Source organism: Roseateles sp. FW301-B2 (genome assembly GCF_058788955.1).
Genome location: NZ_JBYTBE010000006.1, coordinates 141830 through 163765, shown reverse-complemented (window position 1 = coordinate 163765; position 21936 = coordinate 141830). Strand labels below are relative to the sequence as shown.

At 68.1% G+C, this 21936-nt stretch carries 17 protein-coding genes; 6 read left to right on the top strand and 11 right to left on the bottom strand.

Annotated elements, in window-relative coordinates:
• Positions 1 to 2 precede the first annotated feature (2 nt).
• From AC3WQY_RS06670 to AC3WQY_RS06655, 4 genes are all read right to left on the bottom strand, one after another.
• Positions 3 to 2225 (bottom strand): TonB-dependent receptor, encoded by a 2223-nt coding sequence (locus tag AC3WQY_RS06670; protein ID WP_492706858.1) that lies wholly within the window; start codon positions 2223 to 2225, stop codon positions 3 to 5.
• A gap of 420 nt (positions 2226 to 2645) precedes the next feature.
• Positions 2646 to 3431, bottom strand: coding sequence for a 3-hydroxybutyrate dehydrogenase (locus tag AC3WQY_RS06665; protein ID WP_492706856.1), 786 nt, complete (start codon positions 3429 to 3431; stop codon positions 2646 to 2648).
• Complete coding sequence (locus tag AC3WQY_RS06660) at positions 3428 to 4966, bottom strand: AMP-binding protein (RefSeq protein ID WP_492706854.1); 1539 nt, start codon at positions 4964 to 4966, stop codon at positions 3428 to 3430. The genes AC3WQY_RS06665 and AC3WQY_RS06660 overlap by 4 nt, the downstream gene beginning before the upstream one ends.
• Positions 4963 to 6129 carry an acetyl-CoA acetyltransferase gene (locus tag AC3WQY_RS06655; protein WP_492706852.1) on the bottom strand — a complete coding sequence of 389 codons (1167 nt, stop codon included), beginning with the start codon at positions 6127 to 6129 and terminating at the stop codon, positions 4963 to 4965. Before AC3WQY_RS06655 ends, AC3WQY_RS06660 begins: the two co-directional genes overlap by 4 nt.
• Before the next feature lie 84 nt (positions 6130 to 6213).
• Between AC3WQY_RS06655 and AC3WQY_RS06650 the strand changes: the two genes are divergently transcribed.
• Entirely contained in the window at positions 6214 to 6792 is a 579-nt protein-coding gene (locus AC3WQY_RS06650; RefSeq protein ID WP_492706850.1) for a LuxR C-terminal-related transcriptional regulator, read from the top strand.
• Positions 6793 to 6801: 9 nt separating this feature from the next.
• Here AC3WQY_RS06650 and AC3WQY_RS06645 read toward each other — a convergent pair whose 3' ends face one another.
• Complete coding sequence (locus AC3WQY_RS06645; RefSeq protein WP_492706848.1) at positions 6802 to 8100, bottom strand: serine hydrolase domain-containing protein; 1299 nt, start codon at positions 8098 to 8100, stop codon at positions 6802 to 6804.
• Positions 8101 to 8388: 288 nt separating this feature from the next.
• Between AC3WQY_RS06645 and AC3WQY_RS06640 the strand changes: the two genes are divergently transcribed.
• The gene (locus AC3WQY_RS06640; RefSeq protein WP_285235527.1) at positions 8389 to 8595 is read left to right on the top strand and encodes a cold-shock protein; all 207 of its coding nucleotides are present in this window, start codon (positions 8389 to 8391) and stop codon (positions 8593 to 8595) included.
• A 607-nt stretch (positions 8596 to 9202) separates the two neighbouring features.
• Here AC3WQY_RS06640 and AC3WQY_RS06635 read toward each other — a convergent pair.
• The 3 genes from AC3WQY_RS06635 to AC3WQY_RS06625 are packed head-to-tail and all read right to left on the bottom strand — an operon-like array spanning position 9203 to position 15011.
• Positions 9203 to 10582, bottom strand: a complete 1380-nt coding sequence (locus tag AC3WQY_RS06635) for an efflux transporter outer membrane subunit (RefSeq protein ID WP_492706846.1) — start codon at positions 10580 to 10582, stop codon at positions 9203 to 9205.
• Between the two features lies 1 nt (position 10583).
• Positions 10584 to 13748, bottom strand: coding sequence for an efflux RND transporter permease subunit (locus AC3WQY_RS06630; RefSeq protein ID WP_492706844.1), 3165 nt, complete (start codon positions 13746 to 13748; stop codon positions 10584 to 10586).
• An 18-nt stretch (positions 13749 to 13766) separates the two neighbouring features.
• Positions 13767 to 15011, bottom strand: a complete 1245-nt coding sequence (locus AC3WQY_RS06625) for an efflux RND transporter periplasmic adaptor subunit (protein WP_492706892.1) — start codon at positions 15009 to 15011, stop codon at positions 13767 to 13769.
• 157 nt (positions 15012 to 15168) lie between these two features.
• Between AC3WQY_RS06625 and AC3WQY_RS06620 the strand changes: the two genes are divergently transcribed.
• Together AC3WQY_RS06620 and AC3WQY_RS06615 are read left to right on the top strand one after the other, a co-directional pair.
• Positions 15169 to 15852, top strand: a complete 684-nt coding sequence (locus tag AC3WQY_RS06620; protein ID WP_285233731.1) for a TetR family transcriptional regulator — start codon at positions 15169 to 15171, stop codon at positions 15850 to 15852.
• 99 nt (positions 15853 to 15951) lie between these two features.
• The gene (locus tag AC3WQY_RS06615; RefSeq protein ID WP_492706841.1) at positions 15952 to 18249 is read left to right on the top strand and encodes a YgiQ family radical SAM protein; all 2298 of its coding nucleotides are present in this window, start codon (positions 15952 to 15954) and stop codon (positions 18247 to 18249) included.
• Between the two features lie 11 nt (positions 18250 to 18260).
• Here the strand turns inward: AC3WQY_RS06615 and AC3WQY_RS06610 are convergent, their stop codons facing one another.
• Both AC3WQY_RS06610 and AC3WQY_RS06605 read right to left on the bottom strand, forming a co-directional pair.
• Complete coding sequence (locus tag AC3WQY_RS06610) at positions 18261 to 18611, bottom strand: hypothetical protein (RefSeq protein ID WP_492706840.1); 351 nt, start codon at positions 18609 to 18611, stop codon at positions 18261 to 18263.
• A complete protein-coding gene (locus tag AC3WQY_RS06605) occupies positions 18608 to 19009 on the bottom strand; it encodes a phage holin family protein (protein ID WP_492706839.1) in 402 nt (133 codons plus the stop codon). Before AC3WQY_RS06605 ends, AC3WQY_RS06610 begins: the two co-directional genes overlap by 4 nt.
• A gap of 128 nt (positions 19010 to 19137) precedes the next feature.
• Here AC3WQY_RS06605 and AC3WQY_RS06600 point away from each other — a divergent pair, with 128 nt between their 5' ends.
• Together AC3WQY_RS06600 and AC3WQY_RS06595 are read left to right on the top strand one after the other, a co-directional pair.
• Complete coding sequence (locus AC3WQY_RS06600; RefSeq protein WP_492706838.1) at positions 19138 to 19287, top strand: hypothetical protein; 150 nt, start codon at positions 19138 to 19140, stop codon at positions 19285 to 19287.
• A gap of 15 nt (positions 19288 to 19302) precedes the next feature.
• Complete coding sequence (locus tag AC3WQY_RS06595) at positions 19303 to 21549, top strand: putative bifunctional diguanylate cyclase/phosphodiesterase (RefSeq protein ID WP_285233735.1); 2247 nt, start codon at positions 19303 to 19305, stop codon at positions 21547 to 21549.
• A 28-nt stretch (positions 21550 to 21577) separates the two neighbouring features.
• On the opposite strand, the gene AC3WQY_RS06590 is transcribed toward AC3WQY_RS06595, so the two are convergent.
• Positions 21578 to 21892 (bottom strand): ElaB/YgaM/YqjD family protein, encoded by a 315-nt coding sequence (locus tag AC3WQY_RS06590; protein WP_285233736.1) that lies wholly within the window; start codon positions 21890 to 21892, stop codon positions 21578 to 21580.
• Between the last annotated feature and the right edge of the window lie 44 nt (positions 21893 to 21936).

The window sequence follows — 21936 nt, the reverse complement described above, 5'->3', positions numbered from 1 at the left end:
CCTCAGAACTTCATCTGCACGCCCAGCGTGACGGTGCGCGGCGCGCCGTAATAGCCGCTCAGGATGCCCAGGGCCGGGATGTTGTAGCCATCGGTGCGGTAGGCCTTGTCGGTGAGGTTGCTGCCCTGCAGCGAGAAGCTGAGGTTCTTGCTGCGCTCCCAGATCAGGCCGGCGGACAGCAGCGAGTAGGCGTCCTGCGCAATGATCTCGCTCAGATCGGTGGTGGGGTAGACCTTGGTGCGATAGCTCAGGCCGACGCGCGCGCGCAGCAGGCCGCCGAAGGCCGGCTGGCTCAGGTGCTCGAGGTTCAGGCCGCCCTGGAACTTGGGCGCATTGGAGAACTTCTTGTCCTTGGCCACGTTGACGCCCTTGTCCATGTACTCGTCGTACTTGGCATGCAGGGCGGCGAGGTTGCCGCTGACGGTCCAGGCCGAGCTGGGGCGCCAGACGAACTCGAGCTCGGCGCCCTGCACGGTGGCCTTGCCGGCGTTGGTGAAGTCGCCCAGGAAGGTGGGCGCGCCATTGATGACCACGGTGCTGAACACCGAGAGCTGCACGTTCTTGTACTTGTTGTGGAAGGCCGCCGCATTCAGCTCCAGCCGGCCGCCGTCCAGCACCATCTTGGAACCCAGCTCGAAGGAATCGAGGGTCTCGTCCTCGAAGGGCTTGAGCGTGAGCGGGTTGGCCTGGTTGGCGCGCACGTTGTAGCCGCCGGACTTGAAGCCGCGCGAGGCGGTGGCGTACAGATTGGTGGTACTGCTGAACTTGTAGTCCATCGACAGCTTGGGCGCGGTGTTGTGCACCTTGCGCGTCTTGTCGAAATCGGCCGCGGTGGCCACCACCTTGGTGTAGGTACCGTCGGAGAAGCCCTGGTTGAGCACCACTGCGCGCTTGCTCTCCTCGGTGAGGCGCAGGCCGGCGGTCAGGCCCAGGTCGGGCGTCAGGCGCCAGTTCCAGTCGCCGTAGACGGCCGTGCTCTTGGTGTAGACCTTGCCGTTGGTGTTGCCGAAGGAACGGAAGATGGTGTCCGCCAGGAAGGCGTTCAGCACCGTGCCGCCGGCCTTGCCATCGAACTGGTAGAGGCCGAACACGCCCGACTGCGTGCCGCCGGCGTCGTAGGTGAACTGCAGCTCGTTGCTGCGCTGGCTGTCCGAATAGCTGGCGCGCACGTCGGCGATCTTGTTGGGCAGGCCGTCGAAGTCGATGCCGGTGGCGGTGTCGCCGCTGCGGTAGGCGCTGATGAACTTGGCGGTCCAGGCGTCCGAGACATTCCAGGTGGCGGTGAGCGACTGGCCACCGCCATGGGTGAAGTTGGCGTTGGCCATGCCGCTGGTGATGTCGTAGCGGCTGGTCGGCACCGGCGTCTTGAGCGGGTCCCAGGTGTTGTTCACCGCCATGCGCTGGAAGCCGCGCATGTTCGAGTCGTCGCGCGTGCGGTCGATGCTGAACAGCACATTGAAGGGCATGCCGGTGGGGAAGAAGCCGAAGCTGGCGCGGCCGGCGTTGGTCTTCTGGTTGCTGACGGCGCTGCCGTCCACCAGGTTGTGGCCATAGCCATCGTGGTTCAGGCTGGCCAGGGCCACGCGGCCGCGCAACTGCCCATCGGCGCTGGCCGCGCCGGCGGCGGCCTTGAGATTGATCTGGCCATAGTTGCCGAAGGCAAAGCTCAGCGCGCCCTCGGTGTCCTTGCCGAGCGGGCGCGACACGTACTTGATGGCGCCGCCAATGGTGTTCTTGCCGTACAGCGTGCCCTGCGGCCCGCGCAGCACTTCCACGCGCTGCACATCGAACACGTCCAGCAGGCCGCCCTGGGGCCGTGCCACATAGACATCATCGAAGTAGATGCCCACGCCCGGGTCCACGCCCCACAGCGGATCGGCCTGGCCGACGCCGCGGATGAAGCTGGTGACGGTGGTGTTGCTGCCGCGCGCGGCATAGACGGTGAGGTTGGGCACCTGGCCCTGCAGGTCGCCGAGGTCCTTCACGCCCAGGGTCTCCAGGGCCTTCTCGGTCATGGCGGTCACGGCCACCGGCACGTCGCGCAGGCTTTCTTCGCGGCGGCGCGCGGTGACGGTCACCGTCTCCAGCGTCGTCACCTCGCTCTTGGCCTCGTCGGCGGGCTTGCCGCTGGCCGCGGGCGCGGTCTGTTGTGCCATCGCGGGGGCGGCAAAGGCTGCGGCCAGGGCCAGGCAGAGGCGGCTGATGCGTTGATGCTGAAGGGTCATGAGGTCTCCGTTTTGTGGTCTGAACTTTTTTGAGGGCGAGTCCACCCAGCCGGCGGCGCGCGGCCGGCGCAAATGGGCGGATGGGGATGCGGGGCTGGCGCGCGCCTGAAGCGAGCGTTAAGCGGGCGCTAAGCGGGCGCAGCCGTGGTGTGGGTGCTGGTCATGCCTGTCTCCAACTTGTTGTCATGGCCTGTGCGCGGCCAGGTAGGCTTGTCTTTGCAAAGGCCATGCCCAAGGCCGGCCCGGTGGCCCCAAGCAAGTGCAAACCACTAGGCTTTGGGGCCGAAAACGGGGCTGGCTCGCCGCTTGGCCGCGCCGGGCCGCGGCGCACAGCGCCCAACTGTCCACACAACAGGCAACGATGCGCAAATCGCTGTCCAATTTTCAGTCGATGCCTGTGTTTCAGACAGCTGACGCGGCTCATTGCGCCGTCCAGCCGCCGTCCACCGGCAGGGCCACGCCGGTGATGCCGGCGGCCGCCTCACTGCACAGGAACACCGCTACCTCGCCGATGCGCTGCGGCGGCAGCAGGGTCAGGTTGGGCTGTTTCTCGCGCAGCAGTTCGCGGATGCCGGCCTGGCGGTCGCCGCCCAGGGCGGCGGCGCGCGCCTCAATCTGCGGCTGGATGATGGCGGTGTCGGTCCAGCCCGGGCAGATGCAGTTGACCGTGATGCCCTCGGCCGCGGTCTCCAGCGCCACGCCCTTGGACAGGCCCACCAGCCCATGCTTGGCAGCCAGGTAGGCGGCCTTGTTGACCGAGGCCACCAGGCCATGCACCGAGGCGATGTTGACGATGCGGCCCCAGCCGCGCGCGCGCATCCGCGGCACCGCCGCCTTCATGGTGTGGAAGGCCGCGCTCAGATTGACCGCCAGGATGGCGTCCCAGCGCTCGGCAGGAAATTCCGCAATGCCGCAGGTGTGCTGGATGCCGGCGTTGTTGACCAGGATGTCGGGCGCGGCCAGCGCCGCGCTGGCGGCGGCAAGCAGGCCCGCGGCCGCCTGGGCATCGCCCAGATCGGCGCGCACATAGGCGGTGCGGCGCCCCGTGGCGCTGGCCAGTTCGGCGGCCACCGCATCGCCCTGCGCCTGCGGCTCGATGCCATGCAGCACCAGGTCCGCGCCGGCTTCGGCCAGGCAGCGTGCAATCGCCAGGCCTATGCCCTGGGTGGCCCCGGTCACCAGGGCGGTACGGTCGTGCAATGTCATGTCTCGTCGTCCTTCTTGAGTTGCTGGCGCAGCGCCGTCTTCAGCACCTTGCCGTAATGGTTCTTGGGCAGCGCATCGACGAACAGATAGCGCTTGGGTCGCTTGAAACGCGCCAGGGCCTGCAGGCATTGCGCATCCAGCGCGGCGGCGTCCAGTTGCGCGCCGGCCTCGGGCGCGACAAAGGCCACCACGATCTCGCCCCATTCGGCATCCGCCTGGCCCACCACCGCCACCTCGCGCACGCCGGCGCAGCGCAGCAGCACCTCCTCGACCTCGCGCGGGTAGATGTTGGAGCCGCCGCTGATGATGAGGTCCTTGGAGCGGTCCTTCAGGGTCAGAAAGCCCTGGGCATCGAGCGCGCCCATGTCGCCGGTCCAGAGCCAGCCACCGCGCAGGGCCTGGGCCGTGGCCTCGGGCTGCCGCCAGTAGCCGGCCATCACGGTGTCGCCGCGCACCAGCACCTCGCCGGTCGCGCCGGCCGGCAGCGCATTGCCCTGCTCGTCCGCCACGCGCACCTCCACCAGGCTTTGCGCCACCCCCACCGAGGCCAGGCGGGCGAGCCAGTCGGGATGGTCGCGGTCGGCCAGCTGTGCGCGGGCCAGCGCGGTGATGGTCATGGGCGACTCACCCTGGCCATAGATCTGCACGAAGCGCGGCCCCATCAGGGCCAGCGCGCGCCGGATGTCCTGCACATACATGGGGCCGCCGCCATAGACGATGGTCTTGTAGCCCGAAGCATCGCCGTCGCTGGCCTGCAGATGCTCGACCAGGCGCTTCACCATGGTGGGGGCGGCGAAGAAGCACAGCCGCCCCAGCCGCTGCGAAAGCGCCTGCAGCTCGGCCACATCGAAGCCGCCCGAGCGCGGCACCACATGGCGCGCGGCCCTGGCGACGAAGGCGAAGTTGTAGAGCCCGGCGCCATGCGACATCGGCGCCGCATAGACGATCACGTCCTCGGCCTCGACCGCATCCACGTCGATGAAATAGCAGGCCGTCATGGCGAGCAGATTGCGGTGCGTCTGCATCACGCCCTTGGGTCGGCCGGTGGTGCCCGAGGTGTAGAACAGCCAGGCCAGATCGTCGGGGGCGCGCGCCTGCATGGGCGCCGGCTCATGGGCCAGCAGCGCGGCATAGGCGGCCTCGTCGGGGCAGCAGAGCATGCGCAGGCCCGGCATGCTGGCCAGCTCGGGCTGCAGCGAGGCGCCCAGATCGGCACTCACGAACAAGGCCTCGGCGCCGGCGTCCTGCACGATGTAGGCGAGCTCCTTGGCGTGCAGCTTGGCATTCACCGGCACCACCGCCAGCCCCGCCCACCAGGCCGCATAGAGCAGCTCCAGATAGGCCGGGTGGTTGCTCATATAGAGCGCCACGCGCGCACCCGGCCGCAGGCCGCAGCCCTGGCTCAGGCCATGCGCCAGGCGAGCCACCCGGTCGGCCAACTCGCCATAGCGAACCAGCAGCTCGTCGCCGTGCAGCAGGGCCGGCCGCTCCGGGTGAAGCAGCGCGCTGCGCTGCAGCAGGCTGGCCAGGTTCATTGCACCCGCTCCAGCACGCTGACGTAGTTGGCCACCGCCGAGCCACCCATATTGAAGACGCCGCCCAGGCGCGGCTGCGGCAACTGCATCTCGCCCGCCTCGCCCACCAGCTGCATGGCGGCCAGCACATGCATGGAGACGCCGGTGGCGCCGATCGGGTGGCCCTTGGCCTTGAGCCCGCCCGAGGCATTCACCGGCAGCGCGCCATCGGCCATCACCAGGCCTTCGTCCAGCACGCGGGCGCCCTGCCCGGGCGGCGCCAGGCCCATGGCCTCGTAGCTGAGCAGCTCGGCGATCGTGAAGCAGTCGTGCACCTCGGCGAAGGAGAGATCGCGCACGCCGATGCCGGCCTGCTGCAGGGCCTGTGCCCAGGCGCGGCGCGGGCCCTCGAAGGCGAGCGGGTCGCGCCGCGAGAGCGGCAGGAAATCGTTCACCTGCACGCGGCTGCGCAGCGCCACCGCGCGCCTGAACTGGCGTGCCAGGCTGGCATCCACCAGCACCAGCGCGGCCGCCCCGTCCGAGACCAGCGAGCAATCGGTCTTGCGCAGCGGCGCCGCGATCAATGGGTTGCGCTCGGAGACTTCGTTGCAGAACTCGAAGCCCAGGTCCTTGCGCATCTGCGCCCAGGGGTTGCGCACGCCGTTGGCGTGGTTCTTGGCGGCGATGCGGGCCAGCACCGCGCCGTGATCGCCGTGGCGCTCGAAATAGGCCTGGGCGATGCGACCGAAGATGCCGGGAAAGCTCAGGCCCTGGCTGGCCTCCTCGGGCACATAGGAGGCATTGCCCAGGACGCGCGTGACCTCGGCGCCCGAGACCGCCGTCATCTTCTCGGCCCCCACCACCAGGGCGATGCGGGCGCGGCCGGCCTCGATCGCGTCGGCCGCCGCATACAGCGCCGCAGCACCGGAGGCGCAGGCATTCTCCAGCCGCGTGGCCGGGGCCCAGCGCAGCGCCGCGTTGGCCTGCATGGGCAGGGAGGAGGCAAAGATCTCGGGCACGAAGCCGCCGTTGAGCTGACCGAGCCAGATGCCGTCGACCTCGGCACCGCCGAGACCCGCATCCGCCAGCGCGCCCTGCGTCACGCCGCCGATCAGCTGCTCGAGATCCAGGCCGTCCAGACGCCCAAACTTGCTGTGGGCCCAACCAACGATGCACACTGCCATGCCATGCTCCTAGTGATGTTCGGCGCGACTATAGGAACAGCGCCGCGCCCGCGAAACACGTACAACTACCTCAGGACTGCCCCCATGCCCGCCAGCGACGCCAGTGCCGAACCGAGCGCCGACGCCGATCTCAACCTCGCCTTCGACCTCGCTCCCGTGGGCCTGTGCGTGACGCGCGAACGCGGCATCCAGCGCTGCAACGACGCCTTCGCCGAGATGTTCGGCTACCAGCCCGCCGAGCTGGCGGGCCGCTCGATGGCCTGCCTCTACCCCTCGGAGTCCGAGTTCGAGCACATCGGCGCGCAGGGTTTCAACGTGATGCTGGAGACCGGCCGCTACAGCGACGAGCGCATCATGAAACACCGCAGCGGCCGGCTGTTCTGGGTGCATGCGGCCGGGCGTTCGCTGCGCCGCGATCAGCCTTTTGCCTGCGCAGTCTGGATGTTCGAGGACATCTCGGCGCGCCGCGCCGTCACCGTGGACCTGACGGCGCGCGAGCGCGAGATCGTGCGCCAGCTGGCCGCCGGCCAGAGCACCAAGCAGATCGCGCGCCTCTTGGGCATCAGCCCGCGTACCATCGACGGCCACCGCGCCCGCATCATCCGCAAGGTCGGCGCCAGCAGCGCCAGCGAGATGCTGGCCAAGCTGGTGGGGCTGGCCTGAGCGGCCGGCTCAGGGCTGGTAGAAGCGCAGCAGGCCCTGCCACAGCGCCAGCGCCTCATGGGCCATGCTGGTGCTGCCGGCCAAGGGCTTGGCGTCGGCCGCCAGCTGCACCATCACCAGCTTGAGGGCCGGATCGATCAGCATCATCTGGCCGAACACGCCCAGCATCGCAAAGCGGCGCGAGTTGCCCGGGAAGGTCCAGAACTGGTAGCCATAGCCGAAGTAGGGGCTGGCGCGGCCGGGCTGGAAGGCCGGCGCATGCAGGTGCCAGTCGGTGGCCTCACGCAGAAAGCGCGCCGGGATGATTTGCTGGCCGTTGTCGGGGCGCCGGCCATCGTTGGCCAGCAGCACGCCCAGGCGCGCGTAGTCGCCCAGCGTGGCGTTGAAGTTGCCCGCCGCAGCCTCCAGGCCGGTGCGGTCGGCGCGCCACAGCGCGCTCTGCTCGGCGCCCATCGCCTGCCACAGCCGCGGGCCAAGGTAGTCGCTCAAGGACTGGCCGGTGGCGCCGCGCAGCGCCGCCGCCAGCATCACCGTCTCGGTGCTGGCGTAGTGAAAGCGCGTGCCCTGCGGCGCGATGCGCTGGTTGATCTGGCTGGCGGCGGCCTCCAGACCCTCGCGGCTGGCGGCGCGGCCATAGCGGGCCAGATCGTCCTGGCCGTCGTAGCGCTCCTCGAACCGCACGCCCGAGGCCATGCGCAGCAGATTGCGCAAGCTGGTCTGGCCGTACAGGGTGTCGGCCAGGCCCGGCGCATAACGCTCTGCCGTATCGTCCAGCGAGCGCAGCTTGCCCTCCTGCAGCGCCAGCCCCACCGCCAGCGCAACGATGGACTTGGCCATCGAGTGCGAGACAAAGCGGTGCTCGGGCCCGCGCTCGTACTGATAGCGCTCGAGCTGCACCACGCCGTCCTTCACGATCATCAGGCCCATCACGCGCTGGCGCGCCAGGTAGGCGCTGACGTCGCGCTCGACGCCATCGTCCGCCAGCCAGCGCAGCGCCGGCTCGCTGGCCGCGCGCGGCAGCCGCAGCGGCTGCTCGCTGGCCGGCAATTGGTGCACCGGCCCATTCAGGATGCCCGCGATCGCGCCCTGGTTGCTGAAGGAGCCCACGCGCACCGCTTCATTGCTGAACCAATCGCTGGCGGTACCGAGCGGATAGCCCTGCTGGCGCCCCAGCAGATCCTCATCGGGGGCGGCATGCAGCAGCGCCGGCAGCAGCATGGCCAGCCATATGCAATGCCTTGTTGTCGCCATCACCACCGTGCTGCCGCCCCTGCGAGTCTTGTTGGATGAGGCGCATTTCAACAGCATTCCCGGCCGCTCCCAATCCCAGGGACTGGGGGCCAAGTAGAGGCGGCCGTGAAACTTCGTTAGGGTGAACCGAGTAACTGTGGTACATTCGGCAGCATAGATACGCACAAGACCGTTTCTTCAAGGTCTTCAATCTGCAGCCCCGCCGTACGTTCGCTTCATTCGTCGCGCCAGGCTCGCTCCAGTTTTAACTCCCCGTTTGACTGTTCTTGAGTGTTTCTGTCTCCGCAGGCCATGTGGTCGCGGAGTGTTTTTCAATAGTTTCCTAAGGAACAGATCATGACGACTATGCAAACCGGTACCGTGAAGTGGTTCGACGACGGCAAGGGCTTTGGTTTCATCACCCCCGATGACGGCACCAAGGACCTGTTCGCCCACCACAGCGAAATCCGCAACAACGGCGGCTTCCGCACCCTGGCCGAAAACCAAAAGGTCGAGTTCGAAGTGAAGCAAGGCCCCAAGGGCCTGCAAGCCGCCAACATCCGCGGCGTGTAATTCACGGGGCCTGGCGGATCTTTCGAGCTCCGCCCGGCCTCTGAACTCAGCCTGGGAAGGCTGGGACCCTGGTGCAAGCCAGGGTCTCTATCCGCAAGCAGCGTTGACCCAACAACATCTGTCTTGCGATTGAATGCGGTGACCCGTGTCACTCATCTGCGCGACCCGATGCGCAGCGGCGCCAGCAAAGCTGGTTGCCAACCCGGTGCATGGCACCAAATCCCTTTATCGCAATCCGCGCCAAGACGGTTTCCCTATTCGCTCACGCCACAGGGACGGCATCAAGGCGCACACCTCAAAAGACTATGCAAACGAAAAAAAGCATTGAGGTGGGGCGTTTCCTTGTCTCACCTTTCACCAAACCCACCCATGACGGCGGCTTCGCAGCCTCGGTATCGATCCGCTCCGGCCAGGGCATGGCCAGCCATGACCGCGTGATGCGCTTCACGCCGCGCTTTGCCACGCAACGCGCCGCGATCGCCTATGCCACCCGCGAGGGCGTGGCCTGGGTCAGCAAACTCCATTAAGACGCCTCGGCGCCTTGCCAACAAAAAGGGCGACTCCTTGCGGAGCCGCCCTTTTGCTTTGCAGCGGAAGAACCTGGGGGTCAGGTCTTGCCTGGCAGCGCCACGCCACCGCCCAGCGCCTTGTAGAGCTGCACGCCGTTGACCAGCTGCGCCAGGCGCACCTGCAGCGCCGCCTGGCGCGCCGCGAAGCTGGCGCGCTGGGCGTCCAGCAGCTCCAGCGAGCTGGAGGCGCCGTTGGCAAAACGCAGCTCCACCAGTCGCAGACGCTCGGCCTCGGCCGCGGCCTGCGCATCCTGGGCGCGCGCCTGCTCGCCCAGCGTGGCCCGGCCCGCCAGCGCGTCGGCCACCTCGCGGAAGGCGCTCTGCACGCTCTTTTCGTACTGCGCCACCGCGATCTCGCGCGCCGCCTTGGCCGAGGCCAGGTTGGCTTCGTTGCGGCCGCTGTCGAAGATCGGCAAGAGCAGTTGCGAGGCAAAGCTCCAGGCGGTGTTCTTGAACAGGCCGTCGAGCTCCGAGCTGGCCGTGCCGAGGCTGGTGGTGAGCGTGATGCTGGGGAAGAAGGCCGCACGCGCCGCGCCGATATTGGCATTGGCGGCGCGCAGCAGGCTCTCGGCCTGCAGCACATCGGGCCGCTGCACCAGCACTTCGGAGGGCAGGCCGGCCGGCAGCTCGGCGAGCTGCTGCGCGGCCAGGGCCTGACCTGCCGGCAGATCGGCCGGCAGGGGCTGGCCGAGCAGCAGCACCAGGGCGTTCTCGTCCTGGGCGCGCTGGCGTTCGGCCTGCGCCACGGCCGCGCGCGCGGCCTCGAGCGCCGAGGCCGCGCCGGCCAGATCCAGGCTGGAGGCGGCGCCGTTGTCGAAGCGCAGCTTGAAGAGGCGATGGCTGTCCTCGCGCGTCGCCAGGGTCTGGCGCGCCAGCTGCAGCAGCTCTTCGTCCGCCTGCAGGCCCAGATGGGCAGCGGCCACCGCGGCCACCAGGCTCAGCTGGGCCGCGCGCGCGCCCTCGGCGCTGGCGAGGTAGCGCTGCGTGGCCGCGTCGCTCTGGTTGCGCAGCTTGCCGAACAGATCCAGCTCATAGGCGCTGATCTGCAGGCCGGCCTGGTAGCTGCTGGTGATGGTGTCGTCCTTGCCGGGCTGGCGCGAGCTGGCCAGGCCGACGCCCACGGTGGGCAGCTGGTTCGCGGCACTGACGCGCGCCAGCGCCCGTGCCTGCTCCATATTCAGCAGGGCGACGCGCAGGTCGCGGTTGTTCTGCAGCGCCAGCTCGATCAGCTTGCGCAGCCGCGCGTCAGCGTAATAGCGCTGCCAGTCCAGTTGCGCGGCCGCCTCGGGGCCCTGGCTGGGCTGGGCCCAGGACTGCGCCACTGGTGCGGCGGGGCGCTGATGCTCGGGCGCCAGATTCACGCAGCCGCTCAGGGCCGCGGCCATGAGGACACTCAAGGTCAAGATTTGCTTGCTCATCTCAGCGGCCCTCCGTCGTGTTGCTGGCTTCACTCATTGCCGCCTCATGCGCATACAGCCGCCGCTGCCGGTCGCTGCCCTTGAAGATGCGTCGCACCACCAGGAAGAACACCGGCACGAAGATCACCGCCAACACCGTGGCCGAGATCATGCCGGACAGCACGCCGGTACCGATGGCACGCTGGCTGGCCGAGCCCGCGCCGGTGGCGAAGAACAGCGGCGTCACGCCCAGGATGAAGGCCATCGAGGTCATGATGATGGGGCGGAAGCGCAGATGGCAGGCTTCCAGGATGGCCTCGATCAGGCCCTTGCCCTCGGCCTGCAAGTCCTTCGCGAACTCGATGATCAGGATGGCGTTCTTGGCCGACAGACCGATGATGGTGATCAGGCCCACCTTGAAGTAGACGTCGTTGGGCATGCCGCGCAGGCTGGCACCGGCCAGCGCACCCAGCAGACCCAGCGGCACCACCAGCAGCACCGAGAGCGGGATCGACCAGCTCTCGTACAGCGCCGCCAGGCACAGGAACACCGCCAGCAGCGAGAAGGCGAGCAGGATGGTGGCTTGCGAGCCCGAGAGCTTTTCCTCGCGCGACAGGCCGGTCCACTCATAGCCGATGCCAGGCGGCAGCTGATTGACCATCTGCTCCAGCTCGGCCATGGCCGCGCCGGTGGATGCACCGGGCGCGGCGTCGCCGGCCAGGCGCATGGCCGGATAGCCGTTGTAGCGCGTGGCCTGCATCTGGCCGGTGATCCAGTGGGTGCGGGCAAAGGCCGACAGCGGCACGCCCTGGCCCTTGGCATTGCTGACGTTCAGGCGCAGCAGGTCCTCGGGCTGCATGCGGGCGGCGGCATCGGCCTGCACCACCACGCGCTGCAGGCGGCCGCTGCTGGGGAAGTCGTTCACATAGGCCGAGCCCAGCTGGGTGCCGATCACCGCGGCGATCGCGTCGTAGCTGACGCCCAGGGCGTTGGCCTTCTCGCGGTCGATGTCCAGCTGCAGCTGGGGGGCGTCTTCCAGGCCGTCGGGGCGCATGCCGGTGATGAGCTTGCTCTGGCTGGCCATGCCCATCAGCTGGTTGCGCGCGTTCAGCAGCGCCTCGTGGCCGAGGCCGGCGCGGTCCTGCAGGCGCAGGGCAAAGCCGGTGGCCGTGCCCAGCTCGGGGATGGGCGGGGGCGAGAGCGGGAAGATGAAGGCATCGCGCACCGCCATCATGGCGCCGAAGGCGCGGCCGGCCAGCGCCGAGGCACTGTGCTGCGGGCCGACGCGCTCCTCCCAGGGCTTGAGCGGCACGAACACCAGCGCGGCGTTCTGGCCCTGGCCCGAGAAGGAGAAGCCGATCACGCCCACGGTGTGCTGCACCTCGGGCTGCTTGAGCATGAAGTCTTCCACCTGCTTGACGGCCGCCTCGGTGCGGCTGGCCGTCGCACCCGGGGGCAGCTGCACATTGACGATCAGGTAGCCCTGGTCTTCGTTGGGCAGGAAGGAGGTGGGCATGCGGGTGTAGAGCAGGCCCACGGCCGCCACCACCACGCCATACACGATCAGCATGCGGCCGCTCTTCTTCAGCAGCTTGGCCACCCAGCCCTCATAGCCCTTGGCGGTGCGCGCGAAGCCGCGGTTGAACCAGCCGAAGAAGCCGGTCTTGGCGTGCGCATGGCCGGCCTGCACCGGCTTCAGCAGGGTGGCGCACAGCGCCGGCGTGAGCGTCAGCGCCATCAGCGCCGACAGCAGCATCGAGGCCACCATGGCCAGCGAGAACTGGCGGTAGATATTGCCCACCGAGCCGGCGAAGAAGGCCATCGGCACGAACACCGACACCAGCACCACGGTGATGCCGATGATGGCGCCCGAGATCTGGCTCATCGCCTTGCGCGTGGCCTGCAGGGGCGGCAGCCCCTCCTCGTTCATGATGCGCTCGACGTTCTCCACCACCACGATGGCATCGTCGACCAGGATGCCGATCGCCAGCACCATGCCGAACAACGTCAGCACGTTGATGGAGAAGCCCATCCACAACATGATGGCAAAGGTGCCCAGCAGCGCCACCGGCACCACGATGGTGGGGATCAGGGTGTAGCGCCAGTTCTGCAGGAACAGGAACATCACCAGGAACACCAGCACAACGGCCTCGACCAGTGTCTCGACCACCTGGCTGATGGAGATCTTCACGAACTTGGACGAGTCGTAGGGGATCGCGTAGTTCACGCCCTCGGGGAAGTAGCGCTCCAGTTCCAGCATGCGCTCCTTCACCGCGGTGGCCGAGGCCAGGGCGTTGCCGCTGGGGGCCAGCTGGATGCCGATGCCGGTGCTGGGCTTGCCGTCCAGGCGCGAATAGGAGCCATAGCTCTGGCCACCCAGCTCGATGCGCGCCACGTCCTTGAGGCGCACGCTGGAGCCGTCGGTATTGGCGCGCAGCACGATGTTGCGGAACTGGTCCACCGTCTCGAGCTGGCCCTTCACCACCACCGTGGCCGACATGGTCTGGCTGGAGAGATTGGGCAGCTCGCCGATCGAGCCCGCCGGCACCAGCGCGTTCTGCGCGCGGATGGCGGCATTCACCTCGGCCGGGCTGATGTTGAAGGACAGCAGCTTGGCCGGGTCCAGCCAGATGCGCATGGCGCGCTCGGTACCGAACAGCTGGGCCTGGCCGATGCCGGGCAGGCGCTGCAGCTCGGGGATGATGTTGCGCGAGGCATAGTCACCCAGGGCCACCGGGTCCAGCGTGCCGTTCTTGCTGGAGAGCGTGACGAAGAGCAGGAAGTTGCTGCGCGACTTGTCCACGCGCACGCCCTGCTGCACCACCTGGGCGGGCAGGCGCGGCGTGGCGCGGCCGAGGCGGTTCTGGATCTCGACCTGGGCCAGGTCGATATTCGTGCCGGGCTCGAAGGTGACGGTGATGGCGCCGGTGCCGTTGGCCTGGCTGACCGATTCCATATAGGCCAGGCCGGGCGCGCCATTGAGCTCCTGCTCGATCACCGAGACGACGCTCTCGTCCAGGGTCTTGGCCGATGCGCCCGGGTAGGCGGTGCTGATGACCAGCGATGGCGGCGCCACCGTGGGGTACTGCGCCACCGGCAGCTTGGTGATGGAGACCGCGCCGAACACCAGGATGAACAAGGCGATCACCCAGGCGAACACCGGCCTGTCAATGAAGAAACGTGACATGTGTGGTGCCTCCTCGGCTTAGCGGCTGGCGGCGGAGGCCGGTGCTGCTGCTGCGTTGGGCACCCACGGCACCGGCGTCACCGGCGCGCCGGGCACGAACATCTTCTGGAAACCGTCGACGATGACTTGATCGCCCGGCTTGAGGCCGTCCAGCACCACCCATTGGTTGCCCTGGGCCGCGCCCACCTTGACCATGCGCGGCTCGGGCTTGTTGCCGGCGCCGACGATCAGCACCGAGTCGCCCTGGTTGCTGCGCTTGACCGCCTGCTGCGGCAGCAGGATGCCGGCGGGCAGCTCGGCCTGCGCCAGGCGCACGCGCACATATTGGCCGGGCAAGAGCTGACCCTCGTTGTTCGGCACCTCGGCGCGCAGGAGCACCTGGCCGGAGCTGGCATCCACGCTCAGGTCGGTGAAGAGCAATTTGCCGGGCTTGGCCAGCTCGCTGCCATCGTCCAGGGCAATGCGCACCTGCGCCGCCTGGGCGCCGGCCGAGCGCAGTTGGCCCTTGGCCAGCGCGGCGCGCAGCTGCTGCACCTCGTTGGCGCTCTGGGTGAAGTTCACGTAGACGCTGGAGGTCTGCTGGATCAGCGCCAGCTGGGTGGCCTCGGCGGCGCTCACCAGCGCGCCCTCGGTCACCAGGGCACGGCCGATGCGGCCGGAGATCGGCGCCGTCACATGGGCGTAGTCCACATTCAGCTTGGCGGTCTGGATCGCGGCCTTGGCGGCGGCCACATCGGCCTCGGCGGACTTGGCGGCCGCCACCGAGCTCAGGTATTCCTGCTGGCTGATCGCCTTGGCATCCACCAGGGGCTTGTTGCGTTCGGCCTGGGCCGCCGCCTGGGCCAGATTGGCCTGGGCCTTGGCCAGGCTGGCCTGGGCGCTTTCCAGCGCGGCCTGGTAGGGGGCCGGATCGATCTGGAACAGCGGCTGGCCGGCCTTGACCTCGCTGCCCTCCGTGAACAGGCGCCTCAGCACCACGCCGTTCACGCGCGCCCGCACCTGGGCGGTGCGCTGGGCCTCCACGCGGCCCGGTAGCTCGGTCTGCAGCGCCACCGCCTGCAACTCGGCCTTCAGCACGCCCACCGGGGCCGGCGGCGGCATGCCACCGCCACCCGCGCCGGCGGCCTTTTCAGCGCCACCGCAGGCGCTGAGCGCCGCGGCCACCGCCACCACCAGGGGCAGCAGGTAAAGGGCGCGGGCACGCAGGCCAGCGCCGGATGAGGATGTTGCGGCGACTGTTACTGCTTCTTCTTGGACTGGCATCACGATGGGATTCCTCTCTGCAACTCGGTAGAACAACGACGAACGGCGCGTCGGTTTTCGACATGGGGATGGGGCGGAGTATAAACATACATTCGCGTATGTATGTTTCTTGACCTAAAATCCCTACACCATGGCCAGGAAAACCAAGCAAGAAGCAATGGAGACACGCCACCGCCTGCTCGACGCGGCGGAGCAGCTCTTCCATCAGCACGGGGTTTCACACACCTCGCTGCAGGATATCGCGCAGGCCGCCGGCCTGACGCGCGGCGCCATCTATTGGCACTTCGAGGACAAGGCCGAACTCTTCGACGCCATGATGGAACGCGCCGCCATGCCGCTGGAAGAAGGCATGAGCATGACGAGCGAGGCCTCGCCGCAGCTGAGCCTGGCCGAGCTGCGCTGGGGCCTGGTGAACGTCTTCTACTCGGCCATGCACAACGAGCGCACCCGGCGCGTGTTCGAGATCGCGATGCAGAAGGTGGAGTACACCGGCGAGCTGCAGGCCCTGAAGGACCGCAAGCTCAGCGCCCACCGCGACTGGCGCGCGCAGAACCAGGCCGCGTTCGACCATGCGGTGGCCCTGGGCCAGTTGCCCAAGGCGATGGACACCCGCCTCGCCGCGATCGCCCTGGTGGCCCTGGTGGACGGGCTGATCCACCAATGGATCATGGACCCCGAGTCCTTCGACCTGATGCAGGTGGGCCAGGCCAGCGTGGAGGGCTTTCTGACCAGCCTGGCGCAAAGCGGCAGCGCCCTGCTGCCGCCCATGAGCGCCGAGGAACGGGCCCGCCTGGGCCAGGCCGGCATTTGCCGGCGCGCGGCACAAAGCCACGCCGAATGACCTTTCACGCCCTGGGCCTTCGTCGGGAGGGTTCGGGTTTGTGCCGAGTCAAGGGACAATCGCGGGTTGCCCGCGCCCGATTGATCTGAAAGCCCTGCCGTGTCCGCCCATCCCGCCATTACCCCGCCCAAAGCCTCCAAGGCCCTGACGGCCTATCGCCCGTTCTGGGCCAAGCGCTTTGGCGTGGCGCCCTTCCTGCCGATGAGCCGGGCCGAGATGGAACAGCTGGGCTGGGATTCCTGCGACATCATCATCGTCACCGGCGACGCCTATGTGGACCATCCCAGCTTCGGCATGGCGGTGATCGGCCGCACGCTGGAGGCGCAGGGCTTTCGCGTCGGCATCATCGCGCAGCCCGATTGGCAGAGCGCCGATCCCTTCAAGGTGCTGGGCAAGCCGAACCTGTTCTTCGGCGTAGCGGCCGGCAATATGGATTCGATGATCAACCGCTACACCGCCGATCGCAAGATCCGCAGTGATGACGCCTACACGCCCGGCGGCGAGGCGGGCAAGCGGCCGGACCGCGCCACCCTGGTCTACACCCAGCGCTGCAAGGAGGCCTGGAACGATGTGCCGGTGGTGATCGGCGGCATCGAGGCCTCGCTGCGCCGCATCGCCCATTACGACTACTGGAGCGACAAGGTGCGCCGCTCCATCCTGGTGGACGCCAAGGCCGATCTGCTGGTGTACGGCAACGCCGAACGGGCGATCGTCGAGATTGCCCACCGGCTGGCGCAACGCAAGCCCATCGAGAGCATCACCGATGTGCGCGGCACCGCCTTCATGCGCCGCACCAACGACCCGACGGCCGCCGGCTGGTTCGAGCTGGATTCCAGCTCGGTGGACCTGCCCGGCCGCGTGGACGAGCTGATCAGCCCCTACCAGGAGATCGCGCAGGAGACCTGCGACAGCGCCACCGCCCCCGACGCGCCGAAGCCGATCACCATCCACCGCAGCGGCAAGATGGCCCTGCCCCCGCGCGAACAGACCGTGATACGGCTGCCGGCCTACGAACAGGTGAAGAGCGACCCGGTGCTCTATGCGCATGCCAATCGCGTGCTGCATCTGGAGACCAACCCCGGCAACGCACGCGCCCTGGTGCAGAAGCACGGCGAGCGTGACCTCTGGATCAACCCGCCGCCCATCCCGCTCAGCACCGCCGAGATGGACCATGTGTTCGACCTGAACTACGCCCGCGCGCCGCACCCGCGCTATGCGGACGAGCATGGCGGTCATGATGGCGCGACCAAGATCCCGGCCTGGGAGATGATCCGCTTCAGCGTCAACATCATGCGCGGCTGCTTCGGCGGCTGCACCTTCTGCTCCATCACCGAGCATGAGGGCCGCATCATCCAGAGCCGCTCGGAAGACTCGGTGATCCGCGAGATTGAGGAGATGCGCGACAAGGTCAAGGGCTTCACCGGCGTGGTGTCCGACCTCGGCGGCCCCACCGCCAACATGTACCGCATCGGCTGCAAGAGCCCCGAGATCGAGGCCGCCTGCCGCAAGCCCAGCTGCGTCTACCCCGGCATCTGCCAGAACCTGCAGACCGACCACGGCCCGCTGATCCAGATGTACCGGCGCGCCCGCGCGCTCAAGGGCGTGAAGAAGATCCTGATCGGCTCGGGCCTGCGCTACGACCTGGCGATCAAGTCGCCCGAGTACATCAAGGAGCTGGTGACCCACCATGTGGGCGGTTACCTGAAGATCGCGCCCGAGCACACCGAGGGCGGGCCGCTGTCCAAGATGATGAAGCCGGGCATCGGCACCTACGACAAGTTCAAGCAGCTGTTCGAGCAGGCCAGCGAGGAAGCCGGCAAGAAGCAGTACCTGATCCCCTACTTCATCGCCGCCCACCCCGGCACCGCCGACGAAGACATGATGAATCTGGCGGTGTGGCTGAAGAAGAACGGCTTCCGCGCCGACCAGGTGCAGACCTTCTACCCCAGCCCGATGGCCACCGCCACGGCGATGTACCACACCAGCAAGAATCCGCTGAAGAAGGTCACGCGCGACAGCGAGACGGTGGACATCGTGCGCGGCGAGCGCCGCCGCCGCCTGCACAAGGCCTTCCTGCGCTACCACGATGCCAACAACTGGCCGTTGCTGCGCGAGGCCCTACAGGCGATGGGTCGGGCCGATCTGATCGGCAACGGCAAGCACCACCTGATCCCGACCTACCAGCCGATGACGGATGGCAGCTACGAGAGCGCGCGCCGCAAGAACTCGACGCCGGTGAAACCCTGTAGCGCCAAACCGACGGCCAAGCCCGCCGGCACGGCGCCGCGCAAGGGTCAGATCTTGACCCAGCACACCGGACTGCCGCCGCGCGACACCGGAGCCAAGCCGGCGCGCCCCGCCGCCAGGCCGGGCACGGCCAAGCCGCCCAAACGCTGAGCAGCGGCTGATCAGGGCTGGGGCGGTGGCTCCGCCGGCGTTTCGGCTGGCTGCGCCTGCCAGGCACGCCACAGCCTGAGCGCCTGCAAGCCCGTCTTCAGCAGGCCCAGCAGGCCGGCCACCTTGGCCGGGCGGCGCAGCATCAGCACCACACCGGCCACCCCCAGGCCGGTGGCCGCCGCCCGCCAGGGCGGTGGCAGGCCGCGCAGCAGGCGCAGGCCGCGCCAGGCCCAGGGCATCCAGCCCAGCGGCCGCACCAGCTCGCGCACATCGGTCTGCAGATCGCCCCGCAGCGTGGCGCTGCGCATGCGCAACTCCAGCTGGCGCAGGCGCAGCGTCTGTTCGGCATCGCGCCAGATCATGATGACGAGCCCCCCAGGGCGTCGCGGTCGCGCGCCAGTTCGGCGGCGCTGGCGGCGAACACCCCGTCGGGGCTCTGCAGCCGGTCGCGCGCCCGCCCCAGCATGGCGTAGCCCAGGCCGGCATACACCAGGCACAGCCCCAGCGCCACCGCCCAACGCCAGCCCTCGGGGCTCAGCAGCAGCAGGGCCAGGCTCAGCATCACCACCGCCGCCGTCACCAGCATCACGGCCAGCAGGGCCGTCACCAGGGCCGAGACCAGGCGCAGCTTCTCGGCCTCGAGCTCGGTGCCCAGCAGTTCCAGGCGCAGCTGCAGCAGTTCCAGCAGATGGCCGCCCAAGCGCTGCAGCGCAGGCTTCAGGCCGCTGCCGGCACCATCATCAGTTGCGGGGCTGCTCATGCCTCATCTCCGTGTGAACGAATGCCAGCATTGTGCTCGCAGCGCTGCAGATCAGGGTAAGGCCTGTCCCTCCCTGGACACAGGGAGGCGCCGGCTTGGGCTACAGTCCGGCTAGCAGACAAAGACCTATGACCAAAGCCTTGAAGAAGCGCCTCAACACCCGCTTGATCGCCACGATCGAGCCTGTCGGTGCGGTCCATAGTGGCGCAAAGGCTGGGCTTGAGGCAAGCTACGGCGTGCTCGTACTTGTCCGCCTCACCACCCCCAAGGTTGAATAAATGTCGGAAAGCCAGATGTCCAACAGCGCAGAGCTCGCCCCAGGCGATGACGACCTGCTGGAATTCCTGGACGGTCCCGAGCATCACGACGAGATACCCGCGCACGAGCAACAGCCCTGGCGCATCCTGATCGTCGACGACGACGCCGATGTGCACAAGGCCACCGAGCTGGCCATGCAGGGCCTGCAGGTGGAGGGCCAGCCGCTGTCCTTTCTGCACGCCGAATCGGCCGCGCAGGCGCGCCAGGTGCTGAGCGCCGAGCCCGATCTGGCGGTGGTGCTGCTGGACGTGGTGATGGAATCGGAAGACGCCGGCCTGCAGCTGGTGCGCTTCATCCGCGACGATCTCAAGCTGCGCGCGGTGCGCATCGTGCTGCGCACCGGCCAGCCCGGCTATGCGCCCGAGATCGAGACGGTGCAGACCTACGACATCAACGACTACAAGACCAAGTCGGAACTGACGCGCACGCGGCTCTACACCGTGCTCACCGCCGCGATCCGCTCCTACCGGCAGATCCGCGCGCTGGAAAGCAACCGCAAGGGCCTGGAGCTGATCGTCGAGGCCAGCACCGAGCTGAGCCGGCTGCAGGGCCTGCAGCGCTTTGCCGAGGGCGTGGTGACCCAGCTCTGCGCCCTGCTGGGCATCCTGCCCGAGGGCCTGGTGTGCGCGCGCTCGAGCGCCGATGTGGACGATCAGTCGCGCATCGTCGCCGCCGCCGGCCAGTTCAGCAGCCTGATCAACTGCCCGCTGGGCGCGGTGCAGGTCACCAAGGTCAGGCACATCCTCACGCGCTGCCTCAGCGAGCGCCAGAACATCTACGAAGACGGCTGCACCTGCCTCTATTTCGGTCTCTCCAACGGTCGCGCCCTGGCGGCCATGGTGGACGTGGGCCGCCCCCTGGACGAGCTCGACCAGCAGCTGCTGCGCGCCTTCTGCTCCAACATCGCGGTGGGCTTCGAGAACGTGGTGCTGTATTCGCAGCTGATCGACCAGGCCTACAACGACCAGCTGCTGCACCTGCCCAATCGCACCCGTTTCATCGAGCTGCTGGAGCAGAACCTCAAGCATCCCGACGGCATCACGCTGGCGCTGATCGACCTGGACGACTTCTCCGACGTCAACGACGCCTTCGGCCACCGCTTCGGCGACCAGGTCCTGCAGGCCGTGGTGTCACGCCTGGCGGACCAGCTCGGCTTCAACACCTCGATGGCGCGCGTGGCGGCCGATGCCTTCGGCCTGATGGGCCCGAACCATCTGGTCAATGGCGACAACATCCGCAACCTGTTTGCCGAGCCCTTCACGGTGGCGGGCGAACGCCTGCAGCTCTCGGCCACCACCGGCCTCGTGCGCCTGACCGAGTCGAATTCGGTGGGCTCGGAACTGCTGCTGGATGCCCAGATCGCGCTCAAGCGCGCCAAGCAGCAGCACCGCGGCTCCTCGCAGTATTTCTCCGCCGCCATGGGCACCGACGCGCGCGAGCGCTTCAAGCTGCTGAAGGGCCTGCGTGCCGGTTTCGAGGAACGCCGCCTGTTCGTGGTCTACCAGCCCCAGGTGGATCTGGTGAGCCGCCAGCCGCTGGGCGCCGAGGCGCTGCTGCGCTGGCGCACCGCCGAGGGCCAGTTCGTGCCGCCGGACCAGTTCATCCCGCTGGCCGAGCAATCCGGGCTGATCATCAGCATCGGCGACTTCGTGCTGCGCACCGCCTGCTTCCAGCTCAAGCATCTGCGCGACCTGGGTTATCAGGACTTCCGCATGGCGGTGAACATCTCGCTGGCGCAGTTCCGCCATCCGCTCTTCATCCAGACCGTCAAGGCGGCGCTGGAAGACAGCGGCGTGCCGGGCACCAGCCTGGAACTGGAGATCACCGAATCGATGGCGATGGAAGACATCTCCCTGGTGCTGCGCGTGCTGGCGGACATCCGCAGCACCGGCGCCTCGGTGGCGATCGACGACTTCGGCACCGGCTTCTCCTCGCTGAGCCAGCTGCGCCAGCTGGACGTGGAGCGGCTCAAGATCGACCGCGCCTTCGTGCGCGAGGCCCAGAGCAGCAATGCTGGCTCCACCATTGCGCAAATGGTGGTGAACCTGGGCCGCGGCCTGGGCATGCGCGTGATCGCCGAGGGCATTGAGACCGAAGAGCAGTGCCAATACCTGCAGACCCTGGGCTGCCACGAGGGCCAGGGTTATCTGTTCGCCAAGCCCATGATGGCCGACCAGCTCCAGCTCTGGCTGGAGAGCGGTAAGGGCGAGCCGCTGCAGTAAGCCGGCCCGCCCCCTGCGCGGCAGGTGGCTACTTGCTGCGCGCGATCAACATGCCCAGCAGCAGGCCGACGCCGGCCGCCACGCCGATGGACTGCCAGGGGTTCTCGTGCACATAGTTGTCGGTGGCCTTGCCGGCGGCCTTGGCCTTCTCGATCGCGGCCTCCTGCAACTCGGTGAGATGGCGCTTGGCGCGGTCCAGGCTGGCCTGAACCTTGGCGCGCAACTCGCTGGCGCCCTCGCCGGCCTGGCCGGCGGTGGCCTTCAGCAGGGACTCGGCCTCGGCGACGACGGCGTGCAAATCTGCCACCAGGCGTTCCTTCTGGGCGTGTACTTGGTCTGACATGGCGTCCTCCGTTGCGGTACTGGGATCAATGCTTGTACACCTTA